Annotated in this window: 19 protein-coding genes; 14 read left to right on the top strand and 5 right to left on the bottom strand. The window is 66.6% G+C overall.

The window, feature by feature from the left end:
* On the top strand, window positions 1-681 hold a 681-nt coding region (locus E3O67_RS14095; protein WP_167726662.1), incomplete at its 5' end, for a dual specificity protein phosphatase.
* 274 nt (window positions 682-955) lie between these two features.
* Complete coding sequence (locus E3O67_RS14090) at window positions 956-1171, top strand: hypothetical protein (protein WP_135102977.1); 216 nt, start codon at window positions 956-958, stop codon at window positions 1169-1171.
* Window positions 1172-1254: 83 nt separating this feature from the next.
* On the opposite strand, the gene E3O67_RS14085 is transcribed toward E3O67_RS14090, so the two are convergent.
* Together E3O67_RS14085 and E3O67_RS14080 are read right to left on the bottom strand one after the other, a co-directional pair.
* Entirely contained in the window at window positions 1255-1767 is a 513-nt protein-coding gene (locus tag E3O67_RS14085; protein ID WP_241979147.1) for a PTS glucose transporter subunit IIA, read from the bottom strand.
* On the bottom strand, window positions 1764-2036 hold the full coding sequence (locus E3O67_RS14080) for a glucose PTS transporter subunit EIIB (RefSeq protein ID WP_134428091.1): 273 nt from the start codon (window positions 2034-2036) through the stop codon (window positions 1764-1766). Before E3O67_RS14080 ends, E3O67_RS14085 begins: the two co-directional genes overlap by 4 nt.
* 171 nt (window positions 2037-2207) lie before the next feature.
* Here E3O67_RS14080 and E3O67_RS17680 point away from each other — a divergent pair, with 171 nt between their 5' ends.
* From E3O67_RS17680 to nagA, 4 genes are all read left to right on the top strand, one after another.
* Window positions 2208-2957, top strand: coding sequence for a GntR family transcriptional regulator (locus tag E3O67_RS17680; protein WP_277613356.1), 750 nt, complete (start codon window positions 2208-2210; stop codon window positions 2955-2957).
* A gap of 89 nt (window positions 2958-3046) precedes the next feature.
* A complete protein-coding gene (locus tag E3O67_RS14070; protein ID WP_134428089.1) occupies window positions 3047-4291 on the top strand; it encodes a PTS transporter subunit EIIC in 1245 nt (414 codons plus the stop codon).
* Between the two features lie 124 nt (window positions 4292-4415).
* Window positions 4416-5201 (top strand): glucosamine-6-phosphate deaminase, encoded by a 786-nt coding sequence (locus E3O67_RS14065; RefSeq protein ID WP_134428087.1) that lies wholly within the window; start codon window positions 4416-4418, stop codon window positions 5199-5201.
* The gene (gene nagA / locus E3O67_RS14060; RefSeq protein WP_135102976.1) at window positions 5201-6322 is read left to right on the top strand and encodes an N-acetylglucosamine-6-phosphate deacetylase; all 1122 of its coding nucleotides are present in this window, start codon (window positions 5201-5203) and stop codon (window positions 6320-6322) included. The genes E3O67_RS14065 and nagA overlap by 1 nt, the downstream gene beginning before the upstream one ends.
* 202 nt (window positions 6323-6524) lie before the next feature.
* Here the strand turns inward: nagA and E3O67_RS14055 are convergent, their stop codons facing one another.
* Window positions 6525-7154 (bottom strand): LysE/ArgO family amino acid transporter, encoded by a 630-nt coding sequence (locus E3O67_RS14055; RefSeq protein ID WP_134428083.1) that lies wholly within the window; start codon window positions 7152-7154, stop codon window positions 6525-6527.
* Between the two features lie 72 nt (window positions 7155-7226).
* Between E3O67_RS14055 and E3O67_RS14050 the strand changes: the two genes are divergently transcribed.
* Both E3O67_RS14050 and E3O67_RS14045 read left to right on the top strand, forming a co-directional pair.
* Window positions 7227-8255, top strand: coding sequence for a LysR family transcriptional regulator ArgP (locus E3O67_RS14050; RefSeq protein WP_135102975.1), 1029 nt, complete (start codon window positions 7227-7229; stop codon window positions 8253-8255).
* Window positions 8256-8366: 111 nt separating this feature from the next.
* Window positions 8367-8843 (top strand): OsmC family protein, encoded by a 477-nt coding sequence (locus tag E3O67_RS14045; protein ID WP_134428079.1) that lies wholly within the window; start codon window positions 8367-8369, stop codon window positions 8841-8843.
* Window positions 8844-8871: 28 nt separating this feature from the next.
* Here E3O67_RS14045 and E3O67_RS14040 read toward each other — a convergent pair whose 3' ends face one another.
* Window positions 8872-9897 carry an NYN domain-containing protein gene (locus E3O67_RS14040; RefSeq protein WP_134428077.1) on the bottom strand — a complete coding sequence of 342 codons (1026 nt, stop codon included), beginning with the start codon at window positions 9895-9897 and terminating at the stop codon, window positions 8872-8874.
* Window positions 9898-10097: 200 nt separating this feature from the next.
* Here E3O67_RS14040 and E3O67_RS14035 point away from each other — a divergent pair, with 200 nt between their 5' ends.
* Window positions 10098-11387 carry an HNH endonuclease signature motif containing protein gene (locus tag E3O67_RS14035; RefSeq protein ID WP_166786913.1) on the top strand — a complete coding sequence of 430 codons (1290 nt, stop codon included), beginning with the start codon at window positions 10098-10100 and terminating at the stop codon, window positions 11385-11387.
* Window positions 11388-11747: 360 nt separating this feature from the next.
* Window positions 11748-12137 (top strand): nuclear transport factor 2 family protein, encoded by a 390-nt coding sequence (locus E3O67_RS14030; protein WP_134428071.1) that lies wholly within the window; start codon window positions 11748-11750, stop codon window positions 12135-12137.
* Between the two features lie 183 nt (window positions 12138-12320).
* On the opposite strand, the gene E3O67_RS14025 is transcribed toward E3O67_RS14030, so the two are convergent.
* Complete coding sequence (locus tag E3O67_RS14025; protein ID WP_198417145.1) at window positions 12321-13124, bottom strand: ice-binding family protein; 804 nt, start codon at window positions 13122-13124, stop codon at window positions 12321-12323.
* 773 nt (window positions 13125-13897) lie between these two features.
* Here E3O67_RS14025 and E3O67_RS14020 point away from each other — a divergent pair.
* From E3O67_RS14020 to E3O67_RS14005, 4 genes are all read left to right on the top strand, one after another.
* Window positions 13898-14350, top strand: a complete 453-nt coding sequence (locus tag E3O67_RS14020) for a hypothetical protein (protein ID WP_134428069.1) — start codon at window positions 13898-13900, stop codon at window positions 14348-14350.
* Window positions 14351-14708: 358 nt separating this feature from the next.
* Window positions 14709-15059 (top strand): hypothetical protein, encoded by a 351-nt coding sequence (locus tag E3O67_RS14015; protein WP_134428067.1) that lies wholly within the window; start codon window positions 14709-14711, stop codon window positions 15057-15059.
* Between the two features lie 28 nt (window positions 15060-15087).
* Window positions 15088-17823, top strand: coding sequence for a UvrD-helicase domain-containing protein (locus E3O67_RS14010; protein ID WP_134428066.1), 2736 nt, complete (start codon window positions 15088-15090; stop codon window positions 17821-17823).
* Window positions 17824-17950: 127 nt separating this feature from the next.
* A complete protein-coding gene (locus E3O67_RS14005; protein WP_134428064.1) occupies window positions 17951-18454 on the top strand; it encodes a cupin domain-containing protein in 504 nt (167 codons plus the stop codon).
* Window positions 18455-18885: the final 431 nt, after the last annotated feature.

Here is an 18885-nt window from a genome sequence, read left to right as displayed (position 1 = left end):
GTCCCCGCCGCCTGGCGCCGTATCGTGCACGGTTGGCCGGACGGCCTGCGCGCCGACGAGCTCGTGCGCCGCGGTGTGCTGGCCGCCCGCGCGGACGGTGGGCGGTCCCGCCGCAACCCGGCCGTGCTCGACCGTCGAGCGCGCAAGGACCGGCTCGCGACCACCTGGCCCACCGCCGACCACCTTGCCTACGCCAGCTCCGGCCACATCTCGACCCTGGTTCGGCACCCGCACGATGACGGCGTCTGGCTCGGCGCGGTCGGAATCCTTGACGATCTCCCGGCCGAGATCGACGCCGTCGTGTCGCTCTGCCGGGTCGGTCGCAGCCAGGTGCCTGAGCGCATCCGGGTCGAGAATCGGGTCGCGGTCTGGCTGGTCGACGAGGTCGATCCGCGCGCCAATCCCAACCTGACGTTCGTGCTCGAGGACACGGTCGACGCGATTGCGGCGCTGCGGGCGGAGGGTCGCACCGTGTTCGTGCATTGCGTGCAGGCGATCAGCCGCACGCCCACGGTCGGCGCGCTCTACGCCGCCCGGCACCGAGGTGTGCCGATCGAGCAGGCGCTGCGCGAGTTGACGGATGCCCTCCCGCACGCCAGTCCGAACGCCGCGTTCGTGCGCGAGCTGGTCCCGCGGCCGCTGCCCGCGCCGCGGCCCGGAGCCCTGGCCGTACAGCCCTGAGCCCTGCCGCACAGCCCGGAGCCCTGCCGCACAGCCCGGAGCCCGTCTGTCGGGGCACCAGCGGCCATGCACCGATGCCGGCTGACCGCACGTACTTCTTCGATGATGTGAGCGGGGACTTGTGAGTCAGCGGGGTCTTCTCAGTCAGCGGGGTCGTCTCAGTCGGCCTGATTTGAGTTGATACGGTCGCGCCAGCACCACGAATTCCCAGGCGGATGCGCCGGCGCGCGCCGCAGCATCCGTCACCACTCGCTCGGGCCTGAGCTTCGCGGGGGTGCTGCACTCCGAATGGATCAAGTTGTGGAGCCTGCGGTCGACCGACTGGTCGTTCGCTCTCGTAATCGTGGTGTCGGTGGGCATGGCGGCGCTACTGTCTCTGTCCACCCAGTGGGATCAGTCCGGCGTTCCGCTTGCACCGGAAAGCGTGATCGGCTGGGTCGCGGTCAGCGGCGTGGTCGGGGCATTGCTGCTGGAGCGGCGCGACGCGTAGGGCGCCTCAGGCCGAACACCGCGAGAACCCCGACCCCATCGGAATGACGAGGTCGGGGTTCTCGCTTCAGGGGGAGCTGCTGCTCAGCGGGTGACCGTCAGGAAGACGTCGCCTGACTCGAGTTGCGCGCCGGCCGTGACGGCATCCGCCAGAGTGATGTTCTCCAGCTTCTGCTCGAGGATGATCACAGGCACGATCGGGTTGCGGCCGGTGGCCTCGATGGCCGTCACGTCCCAAGTGACGATGACGTCACCGGCGGAGACGTGGTCGCCCTGCGTCGCGCGCAGGGTGAAGCCCTCGCCGTGCAGTTCGACGGTGTCGATGCCCAGGTGCACGAGCACGCCCAGGCCGTCGGGGGAGACGATCACGAAGGCGTGCGGGAACACCTTGAGCAGCTTGCCGCTGATCGGGGCGATGGCGTCGACCATCCCGCGGGGCGGGTCGATCGCGGCGCCTGGGCCCACAATGGCCTGGGCGAAGGTGGGATCCGGCACCTCGCCGAGCGCCACGGCGCGTCCGGGAACCGGGGATAGAACGACCACCGGAGCGACCACCGGAGCAACCTCAGTGGTGCTCACCGGCACGGTCGGGCTCACAGCAGGTCCTCGATGTCCTCGGCCAGATTGTCGGCCTCGGGGCCCACAACGACCTGAATGATCGTGCCGGAACGGAAGACTCCATGCGCCCCGGCGGCCTTGAGTGCCGCCTCGTTCACGACCGCCGGGTCGGTCACCTCGGTGCGCAGCCGGGTGATGCACGCCTCGATTTCCACGATGTTGTCTTTTCCGCCGAGGGCGGCCAGGATCTGCGCGGCTTTGCTAGTCATCTTCTCTTCCTTCTGTGGTGGGCACTGCGACGGGCTCATCGACTGCGGTTCTTTCACGGGCCCGTACTGCTCGCGGGATTGACAAGTGGGGTGTTGTGCCATCATGATCGAACTATTGGATCGTACCAGTACGAACCACTGAGCGGAAGTGGTACGAAGCAAGTGCGGTCTGAAGTGGGCCGGAACGATCGGCGACGGAGAGGAAACGCCATGAGACGGACCCAGGACGAGAGTTCAATGCTCGCAACCGGGCCAGTGTCCAAGCAAACGCAGTTGCGAGCGATCCTGCAGGAGCTGATCGAGAAGACCCTGGCGCCGCACGCCGCGATCCCGCCCGAGCGGAAGCTGATGGCGAAGTACGGCGTGAGTCGATCGACGGTGCGTGAGGCCATCCGTCAGCTCGTCGAGGAGGGTCTGCTCTATCGCATCCAGGGCAAGGGCACCTTCGTGGCGGGCGAGCGCGTGCAGAGCGATCTACACCTGGCCTCCTTCACCGAGGACATGCGCCGGCGCGGCCTCGTGCCCGCCACGCTCCTGCTCTCCACCTCTCTGATCGAGGCCCCGCTCGATGTGCGGGCGGCCCTCGGCCTTGGCGCGGGCGCCCGGGTGCAGGTCGTCGAACGCCTCCGGCTGGCCGGTGGCACCCCGATGGCCCTCGAGTGTGGCTACTATCCGGCGGAGCTGTTGCCGAATCTGGGCGAGCACGACCTGACCCGCTCCCTCTACGCGACTTTCGCGACCGAATACGGGCTGCGCATCGACAACGCCGAGCAGGCGGTGTGGGCGGATGCTGCGGGTCCCGAGATCGCCGAGACGTTGGGTGTCACCGCGGGGGCGCCGCTCATCGTCTTTCGACGCACTTCGTCGGCCGGGTCGGCCGCCGTCGAGTACGTCACCTCGTGGTACCGCGGAGATCGCTACCAGATCCACATGACCCTGAAGCTCCAGCACCAGCTGTGACTTTCGGCCCGGCATCGGGCCCCACCCATCACACCCATCACACCCATCACACCCATCACACCCATCACACCCATCACAGGAGGAAATCCATGTCCAGCATCACCGTAGACGCCGGGACGCGACGAAAAATACCGGGCCTCGGCCAGGCTCAACGAGTCGGCCGCAGCCTTATGCTGCCCATCGCGGCGTTGCCCGCCGCCGGGCTGCTTCTCCGCATCGGTCAGCCTGACCTGCTCGGCGGCATCCCGGGCTTCGAGACGGGCGGGGCCGTCATCGCCTCCGCCGGCGGGGCTCTGTTCGGTGCCCTCCCGCTGCTCTTCGCGGTGGGCGTAGCGATCGGCTTCGCGAAGAAGTCCGACGGCTCGACCGCCCTCGCGGCCGTGGTCGGTTATCTCGTCTTCTCCAAGGTCGGTGAGGCGATGTCGCCTCTCGTGCTGGGGTTGCCGGCCAAGGGTGACCCCCAGGTTCTCGTCGATTACAGCGTGCTCGGCGGCATCCTGATGGGTATCGTCTCGGCCGTCCTTTGGCAGAAATACCATCGCATCTCCCTGCCGAGCTATCTCGCATTCTTCGGCGGCCGTCGCTTCGTCCCGATCATCACGGCAGTGGTGGCGCTCGTCCTCGGTGTCCTCCTCAGCTTCGTGTATCCGGCCTTCGCCGGCGGATTGACCGCCTTCGGCGATGTCGTCACCTCCAATGACATCTGGGGTGGTTTCCTCTACGGCACCACCAACCGGCTGCTCATCCCCGTTGGGCTGCACCACATCCTCAACTCCGTGGTCTGGTTCGTGATCGGCGATTACAACGGCGCCAGCGGCGACATCGCCCGGTTCTTCGCCGGCGACCCCACCGCGGGCTCCTTCATGACCGGGTTCTTCCCGATCATGATGTTCGCACTGCCGGCCGGCGCCCTGGCCATCTGGCACGAGGCGAAGCCCTCCCAGAAGAAAATCGTCGGCGGCATCATGCTCTCCGGTGCCCTCACGGCCATGCTCACCGGCGTCACCGAGCCCCTCGAGTTCTCGTTCATGTTCGTGGCCTTCCCCTTGTTCGTCATCCACGCGTTCCTGACCGGAACGTCGCTGGCCCTGGTGAACGCGCTGGGCATCCGCGACGGCTTCAGCTTCAGCGCGGGGCTGTTCGACTACGTGCTCAACTTCGGGCTTGCCGAGAAGCCGCTGCTGCTCATCCCGATCGGGCTGGCGTACGGCGCGATCTACTACTTCCTGTTCCGCTTCGTGATTCGCAAGTGGAACCTGAAGACCCCCGGCCGGGGCGACGACGAGGTGCCCGACGCCAGCGCGCCGGACTCCGCCTCCTCGACATCGGTCTAGCACCGGTCCAGTCCCACTCGTTCATCCCGCACGGATGCCGGGGGTCACCGGTACACCACCGCTGACCCCCGGCAGGCACGAGAAGCGCATCACCTGTACACAATCCAGAATCTGGAGCTCGAAATTGGCTGAAGTAGTTTTTGTAAAGAGCGAGGCGGCGGCGGGAACGCTCGCCGCGGCATCCATTCGGGCACTTGTCGCCCGGAAGCCCGACGCCGTGTTGGGGCTGGCCACCGGCTCGACCCCACTCTCGGTGTATGCGGCACTCGCCGCCTCCCTGGCCGAGAACCCGATTGATGTCTCCCGGGTGCGCGGCTTCGCACTGGACGAATACGTCGGCTTGCCCGCCGACCACCCGGAGAGCTACCGCTCGGTGATCACCCGGGACGCCGTCGTGCCGATCGGTCTCACCCCCGGGAACATTCAGGTGCCGAACGGCGACCTCGCCACGATCGAGACCGCGGGCCTCGACTACGAGGCCGCCATTCGCGCCGCCGGCGGCATCGACGTGCAGATTCTCGGCATCGGCCGCACCGGGCACGTCGGGTTCAACGAGCCGGGCTCGTCGTTCGCGTCGATCACGCGCATCAAGACCCTGGCTGAGAAGACCCGCGTTGACAACGCGCGGTTCTTCGCATCCCCCGATGACGTGCCGATCCACTGCATAACGCAGGGTCTGGGCACCATTTTGCGGGCTCGGCACCTTGTTCTGCTGGCCTTCGGAGAGGAGAAAGCGGAGGCAATCGCCGCCGCCGTCGAGGGGCCGATCACGTCGAGCAAACCGGGATCCGTCATCCAGCTGCACCCGCATGTAACGGTCATAGTCGACGAGGCCGCCGCCTCCCGGCTCGAGAACCTCGCGTACTACACGTACGCCTGGGCCAACAAGCACGCCTGGCAGGGGATCTGATGCTCGTCGCTGCCGGCTCCCTGATCGCGCCCGATGCGGTGCACAGCCCGGGTTGGGTGGACATCCGTTCGGGGCTGATCGTGGCTTGCGGGGCGGGGGAACCGCCCCGCAAGCCTGACCACGTCTTCGCGCAGAGCACCATGGCGCCCGGGTACGTCGACATCCACACCCACGGCGGGGGCGGCAGCAGCTTCAACGACGTCGACACCGACGCTGCCGTGGCGCGGATCACCGCGACCCACCTGGCCCACGGCACCACCACGATGATGGCCAGTCTCGTCACCGCTCCACTGGACGAGTTCGAGCGCGCCGTGGCGGCCCTGGCCGGGCTGGTCGAAGAGGGAGTGCTGGCCGGAATCCACCTGGAGGGGCCGTGGCTGAGCCCAGTCCACCGGGGGGCCCACGACGAGAGCCTGTTACGCGAGCCCGACGCCGAGACCGTCGATCGGCTGATGCGGGCCGGGCGCGGCTGTGTGCGCATGGTCACCATCGCGCCGGAACTGGAGGGCGGACTCGCCGCCGTGACGCAGATCGTGGGCTTCGGGGCCGTGGCCGCGATCGGGCACACCGACGCGAACTACGACATGACCCGGCAGGCGATCGCAGCCGGGGCCACGGCCGGCACACACGTGTTCAACGCGATGCGGCAGATCCACCACCGCGAGCCCGGGCCGGCGCTCGCCCTGCTGGAAGACCCGACGGTCTTCGCCGAGCTCATCGCCGACGGCGTGCACCTGCACCCGGCCATAGTGCGGTTCATCATCGAGAGCCCGTCGCGGCCCGTATTCGTCACGGATGCCATGGCCGCCGCCGGCGCGGACGAGGGCGATTACAAGCTCGGCGCTCTCGCCGTGAGCGTCGTGGACGGCCAGGCGCGCCTGGCCGACGGCACGATCGCCGGCAGTGTGCTGACCCTGAGCGCGGCCGTGCGCTACGCCGTGCACACCGCCGGTGTACCGCTGGCCGTTGCGGTGCGGGCCGCAACCCAGAACCCGGCCGATCTGATCGGTCTCCCCGACCGTGGGCGGATCGCAGCAGGCCACCGCGCCGACCTGATCGTGCTCGACGCGGAGCTGCAGGTCACTGCCACCATGCAGGCCGGGGTGTGGTGCGCGGAGTAGGGCACTCCTCGCGCCCTCTTCCGTGCCCGGCCCCAAACGAATTCGACGGAGATTTTCGGTAGAACGTGCCCAGAAGTGCCATTTTGGGGCTGTGGAGCTAAAATCTCCGTCGAATTCGTTCGCAGGATCCGGGGTGGCTGAGCAGATATGCCTTGCCGTGGTCGGCCCCCGAAACGGATGGCGGGCCTCTCAACGGATGCCGCTACACCCCGAATGCCATCCGCGCCCCGAGCGACAGCATGACTACGGCGATGAAACCGTCGAGGATGCGCCACGAACGCGGGCGGGCGAAGAACCGCCGCAGATGGCGGGCCCCGAATCCGAGGCTGAAGAACCACACGAAACTGCCCGTGATCGCCCCGGCGCCCCACCACCAGCGGGCGGACTCGCCCTGCTGGTTGGCGACCGATCCGAGGAAGATCAGGGTGTCCAGGTAGACGTGCGGGTTCAGCCAGGTGAGTGCGAGCATGGTCGCCACCGCGACCCTGGTGCTGATCGGGATCGGCGAGGCGTTCGCCACCAGGGCCCCCGGTTTGAATGCCCGCACGGCGGCGAACAGTCCGTAGGCCAGCAGGAAGGCGGCCCCCACGATGCGGATCACGATCAGCGCCACTGGGGTCTGTTCCACGAGCAGTCCGATGCCGAGGATCCCCGCGAAGATGAGCGCGGCATCCGAAACCGAACAGATCAGCACCGCCGGCAGGATGGTGCGGGTGCGCCCCTCGATTCCGAGCCGCAGAACGTAGGCGTTCTGCGCGCCGATCGCCACGATCAGGGCGAGCCCGGTTCCAAAGCCGAGGAGCGCGGGAAGAAGGGTGGTGGCGAGGTCCATGATGGCAAATTTAGGAGACGTGTCGTATGTAGTACAGCTAAAGTTTCGTAGCATACCTAAGCGAGGCTAATCATGGCATTCCAGTTGGACCACCTGCATACCCTGGTCGCGCTCGTCGAAGAGGGCACGTTCGAGGCGGCGGCGCAGCGGCTGCGGCTGACGGCATCCGCTGTCTCGCAACGGGTCAAGGCCATGGAACAGGCGGCGGGTCAGGTGCTGATCCAGCGGGTGAACCCGGTTGTGCCCACCATCGCCGGTGACGTGGTGCTGCGGCATGCGCGTCAGGTGCAGTTGCTTGAGAGCGACCTGGCCACCGAGCTGGGCGCGGGCCTGCAGACCGGCGGCCGTACCTCACTGGCGTTGGCGGTCAACGCCGATTCCCTGGGCACCTGGTTCCTCGATGCGCTCGTCGCCGTGCCCGCCGACAGCGGCGTGGTCTTCGACATCTACCGCGAAGACCAGGAGCACACCACCTCGCTGCTGCGTTCGGGCACCGTGATGGCTGCGGTCACCTCGACGGCGGAGGCGGTGCAGGGGTGCAGCTCGGCGCGGCTGGGCTCGATGCGCTACCGGGCTGTGGCCAGCCCCCGGTTCGTCGAGGCCTGGCTGGGTGGCACCGCCGACCCGTCCGGTCCAGGCCTCGCCAAGCCAGGCCTCGCCGAGCCAGGCCTCGCCAAGCCAGGCCTCGCCAAGCCAGGCCTCGCCAAGCCAGGCCTCGCCGAGCCAGGCCTCGCCGAGCCAGGCCTCGCCAAGCCAGGCCTCGCCGGGCTCGACACCGCCCCGATGGTCAACTTCGACCGTCGCGACGACCTGCAGCACCGGTTCCTGCGCGGCATCGGCGGGCGGGCCACGGATGTCCCGCGTCACCACATCCCCACCTCCGCCGACTTCGCCCGTGCGGTGGTGCTCGGCCTGGGCTGGGGGCTGCTGCCCGAGCAGCAGTGCCTCACGGAACTCGGCGACGGCCGGCTCGTGGAACTGGCGCCGGGACATCCGATCAATGTGGTGCTCTACTGGCAGCGCTGGAACATCTCCTCGCGGCTGCTAGACCAGGTGACGGATGCCGTGGGCCGAGTCGCCGCGGCCAGTCTTCACCCGTAGGCGCTCGCCCGCGGCACACGAGCGCGTTTCTCCGTGCTTCATGGGAGTAGCCTGAAAGAGCGCTGGCGGTCTCGCTGAGGGCGGCAGGGCACTTCTCAGAGGAGAGAAAACATGTCTGTCAAGCCACTCAAGGTCACCGTCACCGGAACCTCGGAATCGCCGACTAAGCTCGCCGTTTCCGTGCGGGATTTCTCGTTCATCATCGACGAGCCCGCCATGTTCGGAGGTGAGGATGCCGGTCCTAACCCGGTCGAATACGCCTTGGCCTCCCTCGCCGGCTGCATGAATGTCGTCATCCACCTCGTCGCCACGGAGCAGGGCGTTGACCTGCGGTCGTTGCGGCTCACGGTCAAGGGCGAGCTAGACCCCTCGCGGTTGATGGCGCTGCCCACCGAGAACCGAGCGGGATTCGCGGGCATCGAGCTCATCGCCGAATTCGATTCGGATTCCAGCACAGCGCAACTCGACGAGGTGCTCCGACTGGCCGGGCTTCGCTGTCCGGTCTCGGACAACCTGGGAAACGCAACGCCCGTGATCGTGCGGCTCGCTGCCCCGGCTGAGCTGGAGGCAGCCCTCGTCGTCGGGTAGCGACGGAGGCTGCGGCCTGGCCCCGCCGCTACCGCACCTTGAGCAGGATCGGCGCGGTGGGGCTCGCCTGCTGGAGTTCGACAGTCTGGTGCCTCGACTTGAGGAACTCCGAGAACTGAGTGAAGCCCAGCGCACGCTCCTGGAACGTCGGGTCCAGCTGCTGCATCGTGCTTTTCAGCGTGGCGGCATGTTGCCATTCCAGGTCGTTCGCACCGAGGTCTTCCATGGCGCGCAGGAGCAGCGCCGTCGCCGCTTTCCTGGCCTTCGGGCTGGGATCGACATCGAGCGCCGCCGCAGCAGACCCGGCGGGCTTGGCGATCGGGGGTTTCTTCGGCGACGCCTTTTTCTTCGCAGCGGGTTTGGCAACGGATGCCGTGACACCCGCCGCCGTCTTCGCCGCCGGCGTGGTCGAAGCCGCAGATTGGGCGACGGATGCCGTTTTCACCGTGGCCGCCTTCGTCACGATTGCAGCCACAGGAGCGACCGCCGCCACCCCCGGCAGTGAGTCATAGTCAACAAACCTGTCGCAGGCCGCGGCGAGCGCGCTGCTCGTCGCGCCGGACACCCCGATGCCGACTACAACGCGGCCCAGCTGCTTGCAGCGCTGCACGAGCGGGATGTAGTCGGAGTCGCCGGCGACGATCACGATGTGGCTGAGGTCATCCAGCCGGAACAGGTGTTCCATCACATCGATGGTCAGAGCGATGTCGGCGCCGTTCTTCAGCGTCGCCACGGTCGGGAACAGCTGGGTGAGGTTGACGGCGCGATCAACGAGATGCCGCCGGTGGCGCGCATTGACCGGCGCCGACCAGTCCGCGTAGGCACGGCTGACCGCGATCGGCCCGAGGGTCGCCGCGTAGTCCAGGATCGCCCCGACGTCGACAATGGCCTGCTGGATGCGCAGGGTGACCTCGGCCCCGGGCGTGAACGACACGCGGCTGCGAACCTTGTCCCGGGTGAAGGCGCCGTCGCCGTGCAACTGGTTGTAGCGCGAGATGACGATGTTGTCGAAGTCGAGATAGACGCCGACTCGGGGCTGAGACTGCTCAGACATACGGATGCTCCTCCAGGGTCGATCTCCAAGACGAGCGTCGTGCAGGTCCCCCGGTTACAGCATCGCGGAAAGTCGGGCGGGCATGCAAACCCCCGTGCGGGATCCGCTGTCCGGTCCTCCACAAAACGAGTTTGACCAGCTTATTCACACCCCTGAGAAACCCTCGGGGAATGTCAGTGGTACCCCGTAACGTGAGTGCCATGACTACCTCGGTGAGCACCTCCCAGTCGCAGCTCGGCTCGCGTTTCGACGAGATCGCCGCCGTCGACCGGGGTCTCGCGCGGGGCTTCGCCCAGCGGGCCGAGATGATCGACGAGGCCCGCCGGTTCAGCGAGACGAGTGCCGCGAGCACTCCCCGCCGACCGGGCTCCCGGTGGGAGCCCGACGAGATCGCCCGGCGCGAATTCTCCAGCGAACTCGCCTGCACCCTGCGCATCCCGGAACCCACGGCCGTGAGCCTGATCGCCGAGTCCCGGGCCCTGGCCGAAGACCTTCCCGGCACCCGGGCAGCGCTCGAGGCCGGGGAGATCAGCTACCGGCACGCTCAGGTGCTGATCGGTCAGGCCTGCTCGGTGCCCGAAGCGGCGCTGCCCGACTTCGAGGAGGCACTGCTGCCGTCCGCACGCACCCAGACGGCGGCCAAGCTCAAGCACAAGGCCCGCGTGCTCCGCGAGCGGCTGCACCCGGAGTCGATCACCGCCCGGCGGAAGAAATCCTTCGCCGAGCGCACCTCCTATATCCAGGCCGAACCCGACGGCATGGCGACCCTGACCCTGACCACGAGCGCCGACACGGTGCACGCCATCTTCGCCCGGGCGAACGACGCCGCCCGCAGTCTGATGGGGCCGGGGGAGCAGCGTACCCTCACCCAGGTGCGCACCGACGTGATCAGCGACCTGCTGGTCGACGGTGTGACCCCGTCCGGCATCGGCAAGGGCGTGCGTGCCACGGTTCAGATCACCGTCCCGGTGATGACCCTCCTCGGCCACAGTGAAGAACCCGGCTACCTCGAGGGCTACGGGCCGATCGATCCCGACACGGCCCGCGACCTGGCCTCGCGAGCGCCGAGCTTCACGCGCATCCTGGTGCATCCCGAGACCGGAGTCGTGCTCTCGGTCGGACGCGAACGCTACAAGGTGCCCAAAGCGCTCCGACGGTTCCTCCGATTACGCGACGAAACCTGCCGTTTCGCCGGCTGCAACCAACCCGCTCGCACCGCCGACCTCGACCATACCCATGAGTGGCAAGATTTCGGCCAGACCGCCCACGACAACCTGGCCCATCTCTGCCCGGGCTGTCACGCGCTGAAGTCCGAGACCGGGTGGACGGTGAAACAGGAACCCGGCGGCATCCTCACCTGGCATTCACCCACCGGGCGTCCCTTCGTGACGGAGCCGGCCACCCCGATCGCCCCGCCGGGTGATCCATCGGCTCCTTCCCGAACGGCGAGACCCGCCCGGCCACCGCTGCCCGACGACGCCCCGTTCTGACCAGTCCCGTTCTGACCAGTCCCGTTCTGACCAGTCCCGTTCTGACCAGTCCCGTTCTGACCAGTCCCGTTCTGACCAGTCCCATTCTGACCAGTCCCGCTCCGACCAGTCCCGCTCCGACCAGTCCCGCTCCGACCAGCACGGATGCCCGACCGCTCCCAGTGGTGATACCTCGCCGCGATCGGTCGGGTCGGGTTGGGTCGGGTCGGGTCGCGTCGCGTTGGCCGGGAGCGCCCGAGCCTAGTTCGGAGGCGCAGCCTGGGCGCACTCCTTGAAGCACTGCCCGTCGCTGGTTACGCTCGCACAGATTCATCGCACGAGCCCGGTGGGCTCGCAGGGTGCACGAGGAGGCAGGTTCCAATGAGCGACACAGTGACACTCGAAGTGCTGCAGGGCTTTCTGGATGCCTTCAATCGGCATGACCTGAACGCCGTCATGGGCTACTTCGCCGACGATTGCGTCTTCTACATGCCCAGGGGTGCCAGGCCGCGCGGCGATAGGTTCGTGGGCAAGGAAGCGGTCAGGGCCGGGCTCGAGAAGAGGTTCGAGGGCATCCCCGACGTGCACTACGGCGACGACCGGCACTGGGTGTGCACCGACGGCGTCAACAACGGCGGTGTGTCCGAGTGGACGCTGACCGGCACCTCGACCGCTGGTCAGCAGATCGAGGTTCGGGGGATCGACCTGCTCGAGTTCGACCACGATGGCAGGATCACCCGCAAGGATTCCTTCTGGAAGATCGTGGAGTGATGCCAACGGCGCGTTGCCAGTGTCGTGTCCACGAGCCCGGTGAACCGGGCCGAGTAGGTCGCAGAAGGCGGCGGGGGTGAAGGCCGCTAGAACCACCTGATTGTGGCCGCACGGGGCGAGTGCAGCCGGGAGGGCTGACACAGGTGTCCGGTGCGGCCACGATTTGGCGGCGCGGAGTGCTGGCTACAGCGCGGGCTGGGTGACCGTGTTCATCTGCAGGGTGACGGCGGTCTGCGAGAGCAGGCGACCGTTGACCGTCGCGCCGGTCTTCACCGCGATGAGCGACTTGGAGAGCACGACGCCCTCGAAGTGCGCCGCCGTGCCGATCGACACGGAGCCGGCGGTCTGCCAGAACACGTTCTTCGCCTGTACGCCACCGGCGAGGGTGACCTGCTTGGCGCCAGCCTCGCTGATGTTGCCCGCGACCTGGAAGATGAACACGTCGTTCGGGCCACCGGTCAGGGTGACGTCGCTCGAGATGGTGACTCCGGTGTTCCACTGGTAGAGGCCCGGGTTCAGGGTGAGGCCGCCGATCTCACCGGCGCCCAAGTCGATTGCGTCGGCCTGATCGCGGCTGACGGCATCCTGGTAGGCGATGCCCATATCGCCGACGACGGTGGTCAGGTAGGCCGGGTCGGTGACCGCGCAGGCCGGGCCGGCGGCGTCGACCGTGTAGATGATGCCGGTCTGCACTTCGCCGCAGCTCAGGTGGATGGCGGCACCCGTGATCGGGCTTGCGCCGACGTTTCCGTTGACGGCCGACGCGTAGACATCCGTCACACCAGTCTGGGAAAGAATGGCGAAGGTGCCGGCGGAGCCGAGCGCGATCGGCGCGCGCACGGACCCGGTGGGCACGGCTGCCGACGCCGGGGTGGCGCCCGCGGTGGCGAGGCCGGCCGTGCCGACGCCTGCGATGGCGACTGCGAAAAGCATTGCCGGCAGCCAGCGACGGATTCCGGAGTGTGGTTTCTGAGTGAAAGTGGACATGGTGATTGCCTTTCCCGTGAGACACATCCGCGAGCGCGGACGCGAGGGCAGGGCCGCTGAACATGGCGGTCCCCGGAACGATGGCCGGGTTTCGCTCACTGGCGGAAGTGTGCCGGGAATGCACCTCTCCAGCCGCGCAGGAATGACGGGCATCGCGCACGAGAAAGTGCGCCCCACTGAGCTGGAATCCAACGAATCGAATCTGTCTAACCCCAGACTAGGGGCAATAACTGCGCCCCCGGACACGGCGCGTGGCGTTCAGATGAATAGCTCGCGTCGCTGAAGAGTCACGTGCCACTGAGGGAGAATATCTCATTGACCAGCCGCTGCAGCGACCCTGCAGCGACGCGAACCCCTCGGGCTTGCGAGTCACCGTGGCTTCATCCAAGTAAACGTCCCGGCGAATCTCGAGCATCACCGAACTCACCCGCGCATCGCCGCGGTAGTGCCTGAGCGGCACCTATGAGTAGTCATCGATTCTTCGACGGCGGCGTGCCCGTTCTGGGGCTGCAGTCAGCGGCGCCACGCCCGCTAGATTCGACCCGGGTAAATCGGGGGATCTTTCCGCTGGTACCTGGGCGCCGTGGGCGAGATCGCCGTCGGTCAGGTCCTCGCGACCCTACCCGACGAATGGGGGAGATCGATTGTCAAACAGAGACATAAATACGCCGCGGCAGTCAGGGCGACGGGTTATTGAGGGCGCTCTCGTTTTGTGCCTGATCCTCCCACTTTCGGCGTGCTCAGGCCCGCGCCCGGATATCCGAGAGGAGGCCATGTTCGAGGCTCGGATCACCATAGAGAAGGTTTCCGCCCTCTCCGTCGAAAGCGCCATTGGCCACAACCTCGACAGCTACTTGGCTGCGGTGTCCACAGGAGACGTCTGGCCCAAGCCGGTGTTCGACACAATCCGCGAGGACACAGATGAACAGACCCCCGCCTGGGCTCGCGGAGCGGCGTTCGGCGCGGTAGTCGATCGATCAGGGTCCTATCCGAAGGTCCTGGTTAGCTACGCCGCATCGGGGCAAAGCTCCACCGGAAGTGGATTCAACTCGAGGGTCGCCGACGTGTTGGTCTGCGTCAGCATCCAGGTCGAATTTGTGGGCGACCGGGTTGACGTATTTATGCCGCCGTCTATCGCTGCCGTGGAATGCCCCGCCGACGTAAAAAAGTACTTTGGCGGAAACGAAGTGGTCACGCTTGAGGAAGTGTTCGCGGCATCACCATGACGTTGGCGGCGGCCCAAAGTCACCGACGTTAATTGGCGCCAACCGGCATGGGGCCGTCGAGGCTCCATAGTGGGGTGCGCTGTACGGAACGGAGAAGCCGGGCAGTTCCTTCATAAGTTGATTGCAGAGCGCGTTGATCACACGCACCTGCGGCTCGTCTATTCGGGTCATCTGGTCGTCGTGAAATGCTCGGCCATCCGTCGGGTGATGTCTGAAGCCTAGATGTGACGGTGCATCTCTCCCAGAAGCGGATCGCCCCCAACTGGGGACAGTTGGGCCCGTCGCAGGCATTCTGGGCGATGTCGGCGGACCTAGGCTGACATTAGAAATGATCGTCAAACAGTTGGGGGACTGAAGAATGAGCCCGGATTCTTTTGGAGCGCTGCTATTCGCCTACGTCGGGATCATGGTGATGACGGTGTTTTTGCCGTTCGTGGCGTCGTTCCTCTTGGACGGCGTTGTTCAGGTGCTGCGGGGCAATGGTTTGAAGTTCTTCCTTGCCGCTCTCGGCCTGACCGTGCTCTTCGCGCTCGCCGGGTACCTTCTCTGGCAGTACGGGATCAACAACCCGCCTTTGCCGTCGTCGACCCTGGTGAGCATGGGGACCATGGCGCAAATGCTGCTGGCATTTTCGACAGCCCTGGCCCTGGTCGCGTTTGTGAGTCGCACGGCCAAACTCCTCTGGAAAACTCGGCGAGCTGCAGCGTGATGGTCTGTTCCGCCCAGCACGGCCACCCGTGAGCGACTCTTCCGCAGCGCAAACCTGGCGCCCATCAGCCCTCGGCAAGCGGGTCACCAAGTCCCGGGACTGGCGACTGACCCTGACCGGCCCCGAGCTCACGATCATCGTCTACGGTGAGCCTGTCGCCCGCGACATCGGCTCGTTCGGCGGGCTGACCGTGACGCCGGGTCGGCTCTGGTCACACCTCGTACTGGAGCACCCGGATCGTCGTTTCCGGTTCCGCGGGATCCCGAACCGGCGTGCGGCATCCTTCTCTACCGCCTTCACAGCGGCGCAGGCCGAGGCCGCGCACGCGCTCAAGCTGCTGCAGCTCGTCGACGAATTCGACCAGGCCACCAACCAAGTGCGGCTCTTCACCGAAGCGCTCGCCACCGCCGTCGCCGTGCAGCTCAAGACGAACGGCTGGCTCACAACCGAGTTCTCCGCCTACTGGGCTGCGCGCAAAGCCGCCGTCGGCTTTGGCCAGCTGATCGACGACCCCGATCTCCAGCCACACATAAACGAGCTCTCCGCGGTGGCCCGTGAGACGGTCAAGATCTGGGGGGAGGACTTGCCCGCGTTCATCGTCGCCCAGAACGAGCGGCACCTTGCCGCCGAGCTCGACGACTGCCAGGACTTCTTCGACACCGTCGAGAAGTCACCGCTCACGCCCGAGCAGGCGCGCGCGGTCGTCTGCTTCGACAACCGGATGCTCGTCGTCGCCTCAGCCGGATCCGGCAAGACCTCGACGATGGTTGCCAAAGCCGGCTACGCGCTGCACCGCAACCTGATTCCTCCCGACAAGATCCTGATGCTGGCCTTCAACAATGCCGCGGCGAAGGAGCTGGGCGCGCGCACCCAGGAACGCCTGGCGCCGCTGGGGCTCGACGCCGACGGGGTCGTCGCTAAGACGTTCCACGCGTTCGGCCTGGAGATCATCGGGAAGGCCACCGGCCGAAAGCCGTTGCTGGCGCCCTGGCTCGAGGGTGGGGGAGACATCAAGCAGCTGGGGCGGATCGTCGACGGGTTGCGCGCCGCCGACCCCGGCTTCCGCACACAGTGGGATTTCTTCCGGGCAGTGCTCGCTCGTGACTACCTCGACTTGGACGGGGAAGCAGACGACAGCGCGAGCCGTGAGGCATCCGTTTTCCGAACGGCTCAGGGCGAGGTCGTGAAGAGCGCGGCGGAGCGGATGATCGCTGACTGGCTGTACTTCCACACCGTCGACTACATCTATGAGAAGCCCTACCGAATGGACACCGTTGATCCCGAGCACGGTCAGTATCGACCCGACTTCTACTACCCGAAGATCGACGTCTACCACGAGCATCTGGCACTCGATGCTGACGGCCAGTCTCCCTTCGACGGCTATCTGGACAGTCTCCAGTGGAAGCGAGGCTTGCACCGGGAGCACGGCACCACGCTCATCGAGACGACGATGTCTGAGCTGTGGAGCGGAGCGGGACTCCACAACCTGGCTCAGGAACTTACCCAACGCGGCATCCAGCTGCACCCGAATCCCGCCCGGATCATCGCGACCCAGACGCCCACCGAGAACGCGCGCCTGCTCGGCACCTTCCGGAGTTTCCTCACCCACGCGAAGAGCAATCGGCTAAGCGACGACCAGCTCCGCGAACGCCTCGAGGAACTCACCGAAGGGCAGGTGCGCTTCCGCGACGCCGCGTTCCTGCGCCTGTTCGCCCCGATTCGGCGCGAGTGGGACAAGCAGCTCGCCGCGGAGGGCTGCATTGACTTCGAGGACATGCTCAACCTCTCGGCCGAGCATTTGGAGGCCGGCGACTGGGAGAGCCCCTACGAGCTGGTCATGGTCGACGAGTTCCAGGACGCCAGCCACGCGCGGGCCCGGCTCGCCCGCGCCCTCGTGGCCAAGCCCGGGCGCCACCTGTTCGCCGTCGGTGACGACTGGCAGAGCATCAACCGGTTCGCCGGCGCCGACCTGTCGGTAATGACCCATTTTGAGCACCTGTTCGGGCCGAGCGAGGTGCTGAGGCTGGAACGCACATTCCGGTTTCCGCAATCGATAGCGGATGTCTCCAGCAAGTTCGTGCTGCAGAACCCCAGCCAGCTGGTCAAGAGGGTCGTGTCCTCGACCGCGGAATTCCCGCCGACGATCAGTGCCGTCTCGGTCGACACCGACACGGCCGTGAAGGCGGCCATCCACCACCGGCTGAAAGCGCTGCACACCCAGATCTCCCGGGGCAGAATCCCTCAGCCGGTGGGCGTCAAGGTCACCGTGTTCGTGCTGGGACGCTATCGCCACCAGAGCGACTACCTGCCGGACTGCCGCGACCTCAATGACCTGTTGGACGTGAAGTTCATGACCATCCACGCCTCCAAAGGCGCCGAGGCAGACTACATCGTCATCCCGAGCATGGTCTCGGGCAAGTGGGGCTTTCCGAGCACCATCCCGAACGACCCGGTGCTGCGTATCGCTATGCCCGCCGCCGAAGACTTCAAGCGGGCCGAGGAGCGGCGACTGTTCTATGTGGCCATGACCCGCGCCCGGCGGGGCGTGCTACTGTTCACCGTCAAGAACCGGGAGTCACCCTTCCTGATGGAACTGATCCGGGACAACGGGATCATGCGCACCAACGCTATCGGCGAGACTCTTGATTCCGTCGTCTGCCCCCGGTGCGGCCGTGCGTTCATGGTCGAGCGCACCAGCAAGCGCGGGCCGTTCCTGGGCTGCCGTCGGTATCCGCGGTGCAAGAGCACGCTCGCGCTGACGTGAGCCCGGCCGCGACGGGTCGTAAATGACCTCAACCGGGCTGCCATCCCGGTATCCAATTCCCTGGGGGCGGCCTAGCGTTCGAGCTGTCCGCGTCAACCCCGCAGTCCCCGCACTAGGAGGAGGAATCATGACCGCGAACCCAGCCGGGGTAGCCGGCATCCGCGTCGAGACTGCGCGCGACATCGAGGCGACCGGAGACCCCGGCGCTGTGGACCGGTACCTCATTGACAGTGCTGACTCGGGTGGAGCTATCGCGGTCGTGGAACACCTGCTGGCGCCGCGAACCCTCGCGGCACCGATCCACCGGCACAGCCGGGAAGACGAGTACAGTCTCGTGCTTGCCGGGCGGCTGGGCGTCTTCGAGGAGGGCGACGAAGTCGTTGCCTCGCCGGGTGACTTGGTCTTCAAGCCGAGGGGTCGCTGGCACACCTTCTGGAATGCCGGCGACGAGCCGCTGCGGGTGCTCGAACTGATCGTGCCGGGCGGAATCGAGCAGCTCTTCCGCCAGCTGGCCGAACTGGGTGGCGAGTACGACCCAAAGACGCTCCCGCAGCTGGCGGCTGGGTATGGCTGCGATGTGGACTTTGAGTCCAGCATGGCCCTGGTGCAGCGGCATAAGCTCGTGTTCTGAGGCGCTGGCGACCACGCACAGCGCAGGCGCACGATTCTCGCCCAGCCCCAGGTTGTCCCGGTTCGGGGCGTCGAAGATGGGTGCTTTGGACCCGGATTAACATGACGCCGAGTGGGGACGCCCGGCCGTGGGCTCGTAAACCTGACTCACCGAACAAGCTCAGGCCTTTATGCCAAGCTCTGGACGGAGAGCTCGCCGACAACCGCATCTCCCGCGGCCGAATGCGGGGTATCGCGCCGCATGACGTGACGTCGGTGAGGCCAACTGGGGCACTAGGCTGACGGCTGCAGCAAACGCAGGTCGCTCGACATGCCACGTGCCCCTAGTACTACAGTCGCGTTTATTTTTGGCTGTATCGGCGTTTTGATCGGATTTTTGCCCCGAATCCTGTTAATCATGACGGGTGAACGATGATATTTGGGTGGCAGAGG

Origin of the sequence: Cryobacterium sp. TMT3-29-2 (assembly GCF_004564305.1) — a bacterium.
In the GTDB taxonomy this organism is placed as follows: Bacteria; Actinomycetota; Actinomycetes; order Actinomycetales; family Microbacteriaceae; genus Cryobacterium; species Cryobacterium sinapicolor.
This window is presented reverse-complemented; position numbering and strand designations above follow the sequence as displayed.

Excerpts from the sequence above, each read along its gene's own strand:
- E3O67_RS14050 (WP_135102975.1), top strand. The coding sequence starts at position 7,227 with ATGGCATTCCAGTTGGACCACCTGCATACCCTGGTCGCGCTCGTCGAA.
- E3O67_RS14020 (WP_134428069.1), top strand. The coding sequence starts at position 13,898 with ATGTTCGAGGCTCGGATCACCATAGAGAAGGTTTCCGCCCTCTCCGTC.
- E3O67_RS14070 (WP_134428089.1), top strand. The coding sequence starts at position 3,047 with ATGTCCAGCATCACCGTAGACGCCGGGACGCGACGAAAAATACCGGGC.
- E3O67_RS14035 (WP_166786913.1), top strand. The coding sequence starts at position 10,098 with ATGACTACCTCGGTGAGCACCTCCCAGTCGCAGCTCGGCTCGCGTTTC.
- nagA (WP_135102976.1), top strand. The coding sequence starts at position 5,201 with ATGCTCGTCGCTGCCGGCTCCCTGATCGCGCCCGATGCGGTGCACAGC.
- E3O67_RS14055 (WP_134428083.1), bottom strand. The coding sequence starts at position 7,154 with ATGGACCTCGCCACCACCCTTCTTCCCGCGCTCCTCGGCTTTGGAACC.
- E3O67_RS17680 (WP_277613356.1), top strand. The coding sequence starts at position 2,208 with ATGAGACGGACCCAGGACGAGAGTTCAATGCTCGCAACCGGGCCAGTG.
- E3O67_RS14025 (WP_198417145.1), bottom strand. The coding sequence starts at position 13,124 with ATGTCCACTTTCACTCAGAAACCACACTCCGGAATCCGTCGCTGGCTG.
- E3O67_RS14080 (WP_134428091.1), bottom strand. The coding sequence starts at position 2,036 with ATGAGCCCGTCGCAGTGCCCACCACAGAAGGAAGAGAAGATGACTAGC.
- E3O67_RS14045 (WP_134428079.1), top strand. The coding sequence starts at position 8,367 with ATGTCTGTCAAGCCACTCAAGGTCACCGTCACCGGAACCTCGGAATCG.
- E3O67_RS14015 (WP_134428067.1), top strand. The coding sequence starts at position 14,709 with ATGAGCCCGGATTCTTTTGGAGCGCTGCTATTCGCCTACGTCGGGATC.
- E3O67_RS14005 (WP_134428064.1), top strand. The coding sequence starts at position 17,951 with ATGACCGCGAACCCAGCCGGGGTAGCCGGCATCCGCGTCGAGACTGCG.
- E3O67_RS14040 (WP_134428077.1), bottom strand. The coding sequence starts at position 9,897 with ATGTCTGAGCAGTCTCAGCCCCGAGTCGGCGTCTATCTCGACTTCGAC.
- E3O67_RS14030 (WP_134428071.1), top strand. The coding sequence starts at position 11,748 with ATGAGCGACACAGTGACACTCGAAGTGCTGCAGGGCTTTCTGGATGCC.